Origin of the sequence: Sulfurospirillum diekertiae, assembly GCF_002162315.1 — a bacterium.
Taxonomy (GTDB): Bacteria; Campylobacterota; Campylobacteria; order Campylobacterales; family Sulfurospirillaceae; genus Sulfurospirillum.
Genome location: NZ_CP021416.1, coordinates 512,897 through 524,917 on the forward strand (window position 1 = coordinate 512,897; position 12,021 = coordinate 524,917).

General features: G+C 37.6%; 13 protein-coding genes. 9 read left to right on the forward strand and 4 right to left on the reverse strand.

Annotation, left to right across the window (positions count from 1 at the left end; genetic code table 11):
• Positions 1-23: 23 nt before the first annotated feature.
• Positions 24-1,148: a transcription termination factor NusA gene (nusA, locus tag Sdiek1_RS02645; RefSeq protein ID WP_087437776.1), complete on the reverse strand. Its 1,125-nt coding sequence runs from the start codon at positions 1,146-1,148 to the stop codon at positions 24-26.
• Positions 1,149-1,399: 251 nt separating this feature from the next.
• Between nusA and Sdiek1_RS02650 the strand changes: the two genes are divergently transcribed.
• The 6 genes from Sdiek1_RS02650 to Sdiek1_RS02675 all read left to right on the forward strand — a co-directional run bounded on the left by Sdiek1_RS02650 (position 1,400) and on the right by Sdiek1_RS02675 (position 5,839).
• Positions 1,400-1,642 (forward strand): HP0268 family nuclease, encoded by a 243-nt coding sequence (locus Sdiek1_RS02650; RefSeq protein ID WP_087437777.1) that lies wholly within the window; start codon positions 1,400-1,402, stop codon positions 1,640-1,642.
• Between the two features lie 60 nt (positions 1,643-1,702).
• Positions 1,703-2,968: a tRNA (N6-isopentenyl adenosine(37)-C2)-methylthiotransferase MiaB gene (miaB, locus tag Sdiek1_RS02655; RefSeq protein WP_238099257.1), complete on the forward strand. Its 1,266-nt coding sequence runs from the start codon at positions 1,703-1,705 to the stop codon at positions 2,966-2,968.
• Positions 2,949-3,584 (forward strand): lysophospholipid acyltransferase family protein, encoded by a 636-nt coding sequence (locus tag Sdiek1_RS02660; RefSeq protein WP_087437779.1) that lies wholly within the window; start codon positions 2,949-2,951, stop codon positions 3,582-3,584. The genes miaB and Sdiek1_RS02660 overlap by 20 nt, the downstream gene beginning before the upstream one ends.
• 179 nt (positions 3,585-3,763) lie before the next feature.
• Positions 3,764-4,789 carry a DUF8341 domain-containing protein gene (locus Sdiek1_RS02665; RefSeq protein ID WP_501207409.1) on the forward strand — a complete coding sequence of 342 codons (1,026 nt, stop codon included), beginning with the start codon at positions 3,764-3,766 and terminating at the stop codon, positions 4,787-4,789.
• Positions 4,786-5,307, forward strand: coding sequence for a PilN family protein (locus tag Sdiek1_RS02670; protein ID WP_087437781.1), 522 nt, complete (start codon positions 4,786-4,788; stop codon positions 5,305-5,307). Before Sdiek1_RS02665 ends, Sdiek1_RS02670 begins: the two co-directional genes overlap by 4 nt.
• Entirely contained in the window at positions 5,300-5,839 is a 540-nt protein-coding gene (locus tag Sdiek1_RS02675) for a hypothetical protein (RefSeq protein ID WP_087437782.1), read from the forward strand. The genes Sdiek1_RS02670 and Sdiek1_RS02675 overlap by 8 nt, the downstream gene beginning before the upstream one ends.
• On the opposite strand, the gene tilS is transcribed toward Sdiek1_RS02675, so the two are convergent.
• The 3 genes from tilS to panC all read right to left on the reverse strand — a co-directional run bounded on the left by tilS (position 5,808) and on the right by panC (position 9,038).
• Entirely contained in the window at positions 5,808-6,848 is a 1,041-nt protein-coding gene (tilS, locus tag Sdiek1_RS02680; protein WP_238099115.1) for a tRNA lysidine(34) synthetase TilS, read from the reverse strand. The genes Sdiek1_RS02675 and tilS overlap by 32 nt on opposite strands.
• Positions 6,787-8,097 (reverse strand): 30S ribosomal protein S12 methylthiotransferase RimO, encoded by a 1,311-nt coding sequence (gene rimO, locus Sdiek1_RS02685; RefSeq protein WP_087437784.1) that lies wholly within the window; start codon positions 8,095-8,097, stop codon positions 6,787-6,789. The genes tilS and rimO overlap by 62 nt, the downstream gene beginning before the upstream one ends.
• Before the next feature lie 119 nt (positions 8,098-8,216).
• On the reverse strand, positions 8,217-9,038 hold the full coding sequence (panC, locus tag Sdiek1_RS02690; protein ID WP_087437785.1) for a pantoate--beta-alanine ligase: 822 nt from the start codon (positions 9,036-9,038) through the stop codon (positions 8,217-8,219).
• A gap of 101 nt (positions 9,039-9,139) precedes the next feature.
• On the opposite strand from panC, the gene prfB reads away from it, so the two are divergent.
• The 3 genes from prfB (at position 9,140) to Sdiek1_RS02705 (ending at position 12,016) form a co-directional block, all read left to right on the forward strand.
• Positions 9,140-10,238 (forward strand): peptide chain release factor 2 gene (gene prfB, locus Sdiek1_RS02695; protein ID WP_121495798.1). Its coding sequence is split into 2 segments (ribosomal slippage): positions 9,140-9,169 and positions 9,171-10,238, totalling 1,098 coding nucleotides; the frame shifts between segments, so codons are not numbered across the junction.
• A gap of 47 nt (positions 10,239-10,285) precedes the next feature.
• The gene (locus Sdiek1_RS02700; protein ID WP_087437786.1) at positions 10,286-10,609 is read left to right on the forward strand and encodes a hypothetical protein; all 324 of its coding nucleotides are present in this window, start codon (positions 10,286-10,288) and stop codon (positions 10,607-10,609) included.
• Between the two features lie 12 nt (positions 10,610-10,621).
• On the forward strand, positions 10,622-12,016 hold the full coding sequence (locus Sdiek1_RS02705; RefSeq protein WP_087437787.1) for a YdgA family protein: 1,395 nt from the start codon (positions 10,622-10,624) through the stop codon (positions 12,014-12,016).
• The last annotated feature ends 5 nt before the right edge of the window (positions 12,017-12,021 follow it).

The following is a 12,021-nucleotide window of genomic DNA, read 5'->3' on the forward strand; positions in this document are numbered from 1 at the left end:
AAGCTTTACATGTAAAGAAGTTCTTAAAGTCCGCCAAAAAGATTTTTAAGGGCGTTTGGATCACGATCAAGTTGGTCATCATTGGAAGATTCACCTGCTGTTTGGGTTGATGAAGCAGACTCGACCAATTCAATTTCAAATCCCGTGAGCATTGATGTAAGACGAATATTGATACCATTCTTACCAATTGCTTTTGATTTTTGATCGCTCGGAAGTGTTACAATGGCTTTACCATTTTGAATTTTGACATTAGAAATAATCGCAGGAGAAAGCGCACGTGCGATAAAGATTTCTGGGATATTGGAGTATTCGATACAGTCAATATTTTCATTATGTAACTCTTTACTGACCGCATTAATTCTCACACCTTTTGTACCGACAGTTGCTCCAACAGCGTCAATATTAGGGTGCAATGAACTGAGAGCTACTTTTGCACGTTCTCCTGGAATTCTAGCACTGCCAATAATTTTAATAAGTTCATCTTTAATCTCAGGTACTTCAAGTTCTAAAAGAGATTCTAAAAATTTTGGGCTGGTACGAGAAAGTTCGACATACATCCCTTGTGATTTATCAATTAAAACTTTTCGAATAACACTTTTAACCACGTTTCCGACTTTGAATTTTTCACCCTTGATACGGTTTTTGCGTGGCAATACCGCTCGGATTTCTTCTATTTCAATATACGTATTTTCGTCGTTATCAACTCTTACAACAGATCCGAAAACAGTTTTGCCTACAAGTTTTTGATATTTTTCAAAAATATTGTTTTCAAGTAAGCGTTGAATGTGGTATTCAAGTTCTTTTTGAAGCGTTGCAGCGGCTGTTCTACCTAGGTTATCAAGAGGTAATTCATACGTGAGTTCATCACCAATTTCGATGTCTGGGTCAACCTCTTTAGCGTCTTTAATAGCAATAAAATTTTCATTACCTTCTAAAAGTCTTGTATCATCAGGTTCAACGACAATGACTTTTTGATAGAGTTTAAGTGTTTTAGTTGCTGGATCAATTTCAGCGCCATATTCGTATTCTGCACCATAAATTCTTTTGGCTGTTTTGACAAGAGCAAGTGTAACGGTATTTTTAACTTCGTTAATATCCAACCCTTTTTCATGGGCAATAGATTCTATAATGTCTATAATTTTTTCCATAGGTTTCCTTAATAAAGATACGTATTTTTATATCATGGTGTAATCGCAATGATGAAAAATCAAAAATGGAAATTTAAACGATTGCGGTGAAGAGTAAGGATTATAACTAAAATCTTCTTTTATTTTTCTTTATGAGAAGGGGGTTGTTTGCTTTTAATGAGGAATTTATTGAAATTAAAGTATACTTCGCGATATATCTTTGTGCGTGTTGTACACATACGATAATTTTTGCGATAGAAAAGAGGTTTACAATGGAAATCAAATTAGCACGAAATGAAATTAATGGAAAACCAAAGACAATTACATTGGAAAAAGTGACTGAGATTATCGAAAAAGAGGGACAAAAGATCTTCTATTTTGATAAAGAAAACTCTCATAAAGACCTCGTAAGCTTAGTGGAGCACTTTGAGGCTCAAGGGTTTAGTGTCTATTTACGAGATATTCGCTACGGTTTGGGTGAGAGCGATTACATGTACGAAGTACATATCCTTTAAGGCTATATTTTGGGTATTTTAGAGGAAAAGAAACTTTATATAGAAACACTTGGTTGCGCGATGAATGTGCGAGATTCTGAGCACATTATCGCCGAACTAGGTGATAAAGAAAATTATGTCTTGACCAATAGTTTACAAGAGGCAGATCTTATTTTGGTCAACACATGTAGTGTACGCGAAAAGCCTGTGAGTAAACTGTTTTCAGAGATTGGTAAGTACAACCTTCAAAAAAAAGAGGGTGCAAAAATTGGTGTATGCGGATGTACCGCAAGCCATTTGGGGAAAGAGATTTTTAGACGGGCGCCCTATGTGAGTTTTGTCATTGGTGCACGCAATGTCTCCAAAATCTCCACTGCCGTTAATACCGAAAAATTTTTAAGTGTCGACACTGACTATGACGAGAGTACATACGCCTTTGGGGAGTACCGTAATAGTCTGTATAAAGCGTATGTTAATATTTCCATTGGGTGTGATAAAAAATGTACCTACTGTATCGTCCCTCAAACCAGAGGCGATGAGATCTCCATCCCTGCAGAATTGATTGTTAACGAAGCGCGTAAAGCTGCTCAAAATGGGGCTAAAGAGATTTTCTTGCTCGGTCAAAATGTGAACAATTATGGCAGACGTTTTAGTGGCAATGTCCAGAACACAATGGACTTTTCAGACCTTTTAAATCTTATCAGTGAAATCCCCGAAGTGGAGCGTATTCGTTTTACCTCTCCCCATCCACTGCATATGGATGATAAATTTTTAGAGACATTTGCGACTAATCCAAAAGTGTGCAAATCAATGCACATGCCATTGCAAAGTGGTTCAACCCATATTTTAGAGCAGATGAAACGTGGATACAGCAAAGAGTGGTTTTTAAATCGAGCGTTAAAACTTCGCGAAATGATTCCTGATGTCTCTATTAGTACCGATATTATTGTAGCTTTTCCAGGCGAAAGTGATGCCGATTTTGAAGATACACTGGATGTCATGCGACACGTGAAATTTGAACAGATTTTCGCCTTTAAATACTCGCCAAGACCTCTAACCAAAGCGGCAGAGTTTACCAATCAAATCGATTCGGAAGTAGGGTCAAAGCGCTTAGAGCGATTACAACTTTTACAAGATGAAATTTTAGATGAGATTGCCGCGAAAAACCTCAATAAAATTTATCCTGTTTATATTGATGAACTGCGTAATAGTGGTTTTTTGGCAGGACGAAGTGACAATAATGCACTGGTTCAGATTAAAGGTGATGAGAGTTTATTGGGACAAACCGTAAATATCAAAATTACCAACCCAAAACGTCTCTCCCTCTATGGCGAAATTGTTCTCTAAAGAGTTTAAACGTAAACTCTTAGTGTGGATTGTTCCACCTCTTATTTATGCATTGATTAAACTTTTATTCTTTACATGTAAAAAGAAATTTTATCGTCCGCAGAATGGTTCTGCTACTCCGAGTATCTATGTTTTGTGGCATGGAGAGATACTTATGGCAGCCGCAGCTTACACATACTATACGAAACGTGTAGAGGCTGATACCATTGTCAGTAGTCATTTTGATGGTGAATTGGCCGCAAGGCTAATGCAGCTTTTTGGTGGAGGAACGATACGTGGAAGCTCATCCAAGGGAGGGGCTTCTGTTTTAAGGCAGGCATTAAAGTCACTTCAAAAAGGACGCGATATCGCTCTCACACCTGATGGACCTAGAGGGCCAAGACACAGTGTAGCCGATGGTGCCGCAGTGCTTGCAATGATGAAAAAAGTACCGATTATTACCATGAATTGCAATCCAACCTCGTATTGGAGCATGAAGAGTTGGGATCGCTTTTGTATTCCTAAACCATTTTGTACGATAGAATTCTATTTTGGTAATCCTTTCTATGTTCATGAACTCTCACTTGAAGAGGCAAAATCATTGATCCAAAAGCGACTTTTAGAGCATGCGGTGTAAGTCCCTTTGGGGATATGGTATTACTTTTGCTTGATATTTTACAAAACTTAAGCAATATTAGTCTAATATATAGTATCAATTCAAATTAACACAAGAGTCGTAATGTGAACAAAGAGTCAGTAATATGGGCATAAGAACTGTTCTTCAGAAAAAAATTTCAGAACCTTTTTGTGGCTATTGTGTTAAGTGAAACAGAATGTACATTAAGTTGTAAGGTACTTAAAAATGGTGCCATTATTAGAACTTTTTCCAAAACATTTGAGTTGACTCCTCCACTTGACGCGCTTGATAAATCACTTGAAAATTATCTGATTTCTTTGCAAGAAGAGTATCAATTTGTGTATATCGCTTTTTTATTAAGCTCTTTAGGACAAGGTGCTATCTCTGGAACAGGCAATACAAGTTTTCATAAGCATAATATTGATTTACAAAATGTTCATCATGTTGCTATGTTTAATCAATGGTCAGCATACGCATCATATATTGAAATTAAATGGGCAAAAAACCTTTTTTCTGAAGTAGGACTTGATCTTGTGTATTCGCCTTTTATTATACTCAGTGATTTTGTTGTTTCTCAAAAGCTTAAAAATAAACCAACCTGTTATATTTTAAATTGCCAAGATTTTTTTGTTTTAGCCATTTTTGAAGCGAAACAGCTTCACTTTGGAGCCTTTTTTAAGACACAAAGCGATATTTCATTTACACGCAGTAACGATGTTAACGATTGGGAAAATGAGCAAGAAGAAGATGATATTGTTAGCTCTGATGAGATGCCAGAAATCAGTGCCGAAGAGCACGAAGATACCGAGCATGAAGGTATAGAAGAACTCAGTGAATTTGGGGAATTAGGCGAATTGGAAGATATTGATGATTTGCGCTCCACTGACTCCTTTTCAGATATTGATGATAAAGCAATAAGTCCTTATAAAGAGATGAAGGATGTTAAAGAAGAAGATATGAGCCTAGAGCTTTATGGGCGCGATCTTTTAGTGTACAAATATCTCAAATCATCGCTTGAAGAGTATTATCATAACCCTTTGTATGTGAGTGAATTTATTGATGAGATTATCATTTTTGATGGCTATGAGATTAGTTCTGATTTAATTCGTCAACTTGAAGATGAATTGATGATGGATGTTGAAATCCATAAAGTAGACGTCAGTGATCGCATGTGCGATATAGCCATAAAAGAGGTTTTTAAATGAGACTAAGTTTCATAGCACCACGCGCAAAACCTTTCTTTTCACTCTTTAGTAAGATGTGGCTTGTTTTTATTAGCTTGATGTCCTGCTTTATGATTATTTTCAATTTTTATATCGTGATCGAGATGAGCTCTTTTAAACATGGTGTCGTTGATTTGACGAAAGAGCGTGAAATGCTAGAGAAAAAAATTGATGAAGATGATGAATCTATCGGTCTTATTTTGCGCCAAAAAGCGATTTCTGAAGAGATCTTTTCCAATAATACCCTGCTTAAAGAGAGTATGAAAAATCTTTTTGATTTAGTTCCGGATCAAATTACGCTGAATAAAGTTCAAATGGAGCGAAACTCACTTATTTTATACGGTGTCTCACCAACACAAGACACTTTTAATTTCTTGTTAGCAGCTCCTTTAAAATCCATTTTTCACACGAGCAATACGACATTTTATTTAACCAAAGAGGGTTGGTATAATTTTGTGAGCATCAATAAAATTCTTGGCGAGGATGGTTTCCGTGAATAGCCTTGATAGAAGCTTAGAAAAAATAGATATTATGAAATTGCTCATTTTTTTGATGGTGTTTATCATCATTACCTTTAGTTTTGTTTTCTTACTCATTATTCCTAATGTAAAAGAGCATCGTGTTCTTCAAGCAGAGTATAAACGGGTCTTGGTGCATAAAACCAGAGTTGAGAACCTTTTCTTAGAGCGAGAAGCAGAGCTTTCCAAACTCAAAGCAGAAAATGTCCATATAATGAGTGCGTTCAAGCATCCTTTTACACAAGAAGAGTTTATTCGTTATGCGGGAACATTCTTTAAGCAAGTTTCTTTAACAGAAGTAACCAAATCAGACTATAAAAAAGAGTTTGTTGAGTACGAGCTCAATGTAACATCAACATTGAAAACACCCACAAATTTTTATAACTTCTTAGAGGGACTTAACCGTTATTCCAGTATTGTTCAAGCAGATTTTCCTATTCATTTAGAATCTGGAAAAGAGAATATTAGCTCTACCTTTAAGATTAAAGTGTATGATCTAAACGCAACGCGCTAAGATCAATATGCGAAGTAAAGAGGTAAGGGCGAATCTTTGAAGGAATGCGTGCTTGACGGCACCTCTCTTTAAATTTTTTCTCCATAGCTTGCTTGAGATACGGTGCTATCAAAATCATTTCTTCTTCAAAACAGACTGCAATTTTTCCACCCACCACACAGCTCTTCGTTTTTAAAATCTCATCCCTTTGCGCTTTTGATAAGAGAATACCGAGGAGTTTGACTATTTTATCAATATGACGAATATTGATCAGGTCATCTTCATCTTTGGGAAGGAGAAATAAGTCTTTAATGCGAGTAGCCTGATGGGGTAAAAGCCGTTTAGCGTCTTCTTCCATATAGCGAAAACTTTTAGCGATACCCTCCGCATAATTTTCGATCAATGGATTGGCATAGTGATGGCGAAATTGATTGCGTACGTGTTTGAAAGAGGTGTTGCTTTCGTCAGTAAAGTAAGTAATTTTATGATTTTCAAGATAGGCTTGAAGTGTTTTTTTGTTGACATGTAAAAGAGGTCGGATCATCGTGTAATGCTCTCGCGCTTCTATCTCTTGCATACCCAATAGTTCAATGAGCCCAGCACCACGACTTAGCTGCATTAAGAACCATTCAAGTTTATCGTTTAAATGGTGTGCGCTTAAAAGTGAATTGTAGCCATGTTCTTGGATGATGTTTTCAAAAAAGGTATAACGCTCTTTCCTCGCAGAGTGTTCAAAATTGGCATTTTCAAGTTTACATGTAAAGGTGAAAAGTTGTTTATTGTAAGTATCGGCAAGTTTTTTTGCATATGCTTCTTCGACGTCACTTTGCTCTCTTGTTTGATAATTCACATGAGCAATATCAAAAGGAATATTCTGCTCAAGCAGTAAAAAGAAGAGGGCGGTAGAGTCTCCACCGCCTGAGAATGCCAAAAGATTTTTGGATGTTTTAAGAAGGTTAATCGTTGCGTTATGCAACAGAGGTAATGGTTGCAATGAGTTGATCTCCCGCACACTCCGTAATCGTTGCACGGTAGCACTTACCTACTTCAATATTTTCAATATCGGAGTCATTAACCAAGACTTCGCCATCAATACTCGGTGCCCAGAGAAGCTCGCGCGCTCCCATGAAAAGCTCATGTTCGCTACTTTCGCCTTCAACCAAGATAATGACCTCTTTGCCAACCTCTTTTTCAAAACTTTTTTTTGTTTTGGCTTGGACGAGTTTGTCAAGTTGTTTAATGCGTTTATTGATCATTTTAGTGTCGATTTTCTCGTCCATTTCGTAAGCGGAAGTGTCTTCTTCATCGGAATACGCAAAGATGTTCACACGGTCGAAATCAAACGTTTTGGTAAAGTCCAAAAGCTCTTGAAATTCAGCATCGCTTTCCCCGGGATGACCCACAATAAAGCTGGTGCGAATAAAGCTATTGGGCGCTTGGCGCATAAGGTTAAGTTGCTCAATGATACGCTCACGTCCAGCCCCTCGTTTCATACGTTTAAGCATAGAATCGCTGATGTGTTGGATCGGCATATCAAAGTAATTATGAAAGAGGGGAGAGCTCATAATGCGTTCAATTAAAGCATTGGATGTTGTCGTTGGGTAAAGATACAAAATGCGCGCACTTTTCACGCCCTCAATCTGCTCTACGGCCTCAATGAGCTTAATCAAACCCTCTTTTTCGCCCACATCACGAAGAAAGGAGCTACTATCTTGCGAGATAAAGCTAAAGTCATAAAAACCTTTAGTTACAAGAGCTTTAACTTCTTTGACCAGTGATTCAAGCGTACGCGAATGGAGTTTGCCTTTAAAGCCAGGAATGGTGCAAAAGCTACACGCTTGATTACAGCCTTCGGAAAGTTTGACATACGCATGCGCGTTTGAGCCTGTAATAACACGTTCTTCTTCGTTTAAAAGGTATGTTGCAGGGCTAAAACGGTTTTGGCGAAGTGCGATGATTTCATCAATTTTATCATAATCCCCCACGCCAGTAAACAGATCAACCTCTTTGAGCTCTTTCGTCAAATCTTCTTTATAGCGTTCGGTAAGGCAGCCTGCCATCACAAGCAACGAGCCTTTTTTACGGGCTTCATGCAGTGAAAAAATGGTGTTAAGACTCTCTTCTTTCGCAGGTCCAATGAAACCACACGTATTGACGATCAGTACATCGGCCTGACTTGGGTCATCGCACATTTCATAGGCTTGAAGTTTGCCAAGCATGACTTCACTGTCAACGAGATTTTTGTTGCATCCTAATGAAACGAGATGTAATTTTTTCAATGTTATCCTTAAAATAGTTCTTTTAGAACGTGTTTTACACTTTTAAGCAAAGTGTTAAAAACTATGTTTGCCACGGGGCACTCAAGTTTGCCTTTAGCAAGGCAGAAAGGTTTTTAGCTTTAAATCCATAAATTATCAATGAGGCGGGTCGTGCCAACTTTGGCGCAGACGAGAATGATGGAGTTGCCTATTTCAATGGTTTCTATTGTATCAAAATCCCGATTTAAAATTTCCACGTATTCTACATGTAAAGGCTCTAGGGTGTGCAACATTTCAGCTTTGATAGCCGCAATATTACGCTCTCCAGCGATAATGTCATGGGTTGCCACTTTCAGGGATTCGCACAGTAAAAGTGCCTCTTTTCGCTCTTTGGCATTCAGATAGACATTGCGGCTGGAAAGGGCTAAGTCATCATCTTCTCTGACGATTTCACACGGTACGATTTCTAAGTCTAAAAAGAGACTTTTGACCATATTTTGAATCAAATAGAGCTGTTGTGCATCTTTTTTACCAAAATACGCACGTGTTGGTTTGGTCAGATTAAACAGCTTTAACACCACGCGTAAAACACCATCAAAATGACCTGGACGTGCTAATCCTTCTAAAATATAGGCTTTAGCACTGGGTGCAAGGATGGTGGGCTCCATGCTTGAGTACATGACCTCAGGCGTTGGCATAAAGAGAATACTCACGCCTGCAAGTTCACAAATTTTAATATCGGCTTGGGTACGCTTAGGATAGGTACTAAGATCTTCTCCTACTAAAAATTGGGTAGGGTTGACAAATACAGAGACAATGGCATGATCGTTTTGAGCTACAGCATTTTGCATTAAAGAGAGGTGCCCATTGTGCAATGCTCCCATGGTTGGAACAAAGCCTATGGTACCTTTTAACTCGCTTCTAGCGAGCTTAAGTTCATCAATCGTTTTTACTATTTTCATTTTAGGCACTTTTGAGTAAAATATAATACTAGACTTCTAAGAAACGGCTTTTGTTGGAGGTCTCTTAAATTGAAGCGAGTATTATAGCAAAAGGAAACCATTTGGATAGTTACGAATACACCGAACTTCTCAAAAAAATTAACCACGAAAGTGGATAACATCGCACAGATTATTAAGCCAGAAGAGCTGATCTCAAGGCTTAAAGAGATCGAAACGATTGAACAAAACCCTGAGTTTTGGAATGATGCAAAAAAAAGCAGCAGAGCTACAAAAAAGAAAAAAACAGCACTCAACTCTTTACTCAATCGTTATACCAAAGCAAATACGGTTGTTGTGGATGCCGTAGATTTATATGAAATGGCAAACAGTGAAAACGATGAAACAACACTGGAAGAGCTTTATAAAGATGCACACCATTTGGAAGATCACATTACCAATTTAGAAATTGCAATGATGCTCAGTGGTGAAAACGACAATAACAATGCTATTATTTCTATTCATCCAGGTGCTGGAGGAACAGAGAGCCAAGATTGGGCGAGTATTTTGTACAGAATGTATCTGAGATGGGCTGAGCGCTTAGGCTTTAAGGTCGAGGTGCTAGACTACCAAGAGGGTGAAGAAGCTGGGCTGAAAGATGTCAGTTTTATTATCAGTGGGGAAAACGCTTATGGCTACCTCAAGGTCGAAAATGGTATTCATCGTTTGGTGCGTATTAGTCCGTTTGATGCCAATGCCAAACGCCATACATCCTTTAGTTCTGTTATGGTTTCTCCTGAAGTAGATGATGATATTGATATCGTCATTGAAGACCGTGATCTTAAAGTCGATACGTACCGTTCAGGTGGAGCAGGTGGTCAGCACGTCAATAAAACAGATAGTGCCATTCGTATCACACACATGCCAACGGGAATTGTCGTACAGTGTCAAAATGACAGATCTCAGCACAAAAATAGAGCAACAGCTATGAAAATGTTGAAGTCTCGTTTGTATGAATATGAGCTTGAAAAACAGCAAGCCGTGAAAGATGGTGTTGAAAAAAGTGATAATGGCTGGGGACATCAAATTCGCAGTTATGTTTTAGCACCGTATCAGCAAGTGAAAGATACTCGAAGCAATATTGCATACTCTCAAGTGAGCAATATTTTGGATGGTGATATTTCAAAAATGATTGAAGATGTACTGATTGCACAAAAACGCTAGAAGACTTTGCTTTTTGAAGAATAAAAAATATTAAAAGGAAAAAACGTATGGAAAAACAGGCGATCTTAACACAACTAGGTTATGGGGTTACTCCAAATGCACAAGCGCAACTTGAGCGCGTTATTAACAATACTGTAGGCTTTGAACATATTGAAAAACATCTTCTTGCTTTACATGATGCACTCAAAGTTTATCACTCATTTGTGGCGCTTTCTAGTAATAAAGATTACTTTAAAATCAAAAATGAAGCTACAGGGGCAGATCTCATTGATGAGGTGAATGAGCTAATTAGTAAATGGGCCACAAAGTTCAAAATTACTTTAGAAAAAGTTCCTAACAAAAATACCTATTATGTTATAGGTTATAAATAATAAAGGCCCTGTATGTCAAAAACAAAATATCTGGTTATCTCATCTGTCGTGGTGGCAGCATTAGCTGTAACACCTCTTGTTGTTTCACATAAAGTTGACAGCAGTATAGAGACCAACAGAGTTCTGCTTGAAAAAAATGGCCAAAAGCTGGAGATTTTGAGCAAAAGCGGTTACCTGACGGGTACAAGAACCTTTAGTCTTGAAGTCGTTGATGCTAAAAAAGCACGCGACTTTTTACTCACTACTTTGGTTGAAAAGAATGCTCAATATAAGCTTTTTGCAGAAAGCTTGAAAACGGAAACTGATGAGGGCATCAATGATGCTTTTGATGGTTTAAAATTTAGTGGTGAGATAACGAATTCAAATTTTTTACCCAGTGATGTTAAAGTCTCTTTGAGTCTTAATCAATTACCACGTTCGATTCAAGAATCCATTGCAAACGATAAAGTGACAAGTGATGCCATTTTACCCCTTTTAACGCGAGGTGTTTTAGCGCTTGATATGACATTTGGCAGTGATCAAAAACTCAAAGATGTGAAATTTAAAGACATCAAAGAAGAGATCAAAGCAGAAGGTACTGTTCTGAGCATTAATACGGAAAAACAGATGCTGACACTAGCAGAACATGGTGGTAGTGTTCAAGGTGTTCTTGGTATTGGCAAACAAAATTTTGGCATTAACAGTGATATGTTTATGTTTAAAAGTGAGCTTCAAGACTTTGTTTACAACTTTAGTTATCAAGACGATCTCAATAACAAAGGTGACCTTAAAATTGGTAAGTACGCTTTTGAAATTAATGATGAATATACCAACGCAAAGTTTGATCTAGGTTCTCTCAAAGCCAACAGTAGTGTAGAAGATGTCAAAAAAGATCTTCAAATCAAAGCAGACTATACGTTTGATGATATCGCCGTCAATAATAGTAGTGCAGATATCACACTTAAAAAACTCTTTGCAAAACTTTTCTTACGAGGCATTAACTCGGATACAATGAAAAAAGTACAAGCTGATTATAATATGTTGCTTCTTGGAACAGTACCGCTTGAAGATAAAGTTCTTATCGATGATTTTATAGCGCTTGTCAATCATGGTGTGAAGCTTGATTTAGGGATTGCGCTTCAAGGGTTTAGTACAGAGATGATCAATCTTAAAGATGTCAGTATTGATACAACATTGGTTGTGGCAGAAAATAACTATAGTGACAAACAAAGTCCTCTAGCACTTCTTGGGCTTTTAGATATTACTTCCAAAGTCAAGGTTCATAAAGAAGATCGTGCAACCCTCGAGAGCTTGGGTCTGACATCTGCTGAAGATTTTGCATTAGGAAAAGAGGAAGGTGACTTTTTCATTTACGAAATAGCAATGAAAAATGGCGCCATTAGTGTTAATGGTCAAACGATTCAGTAAATTGT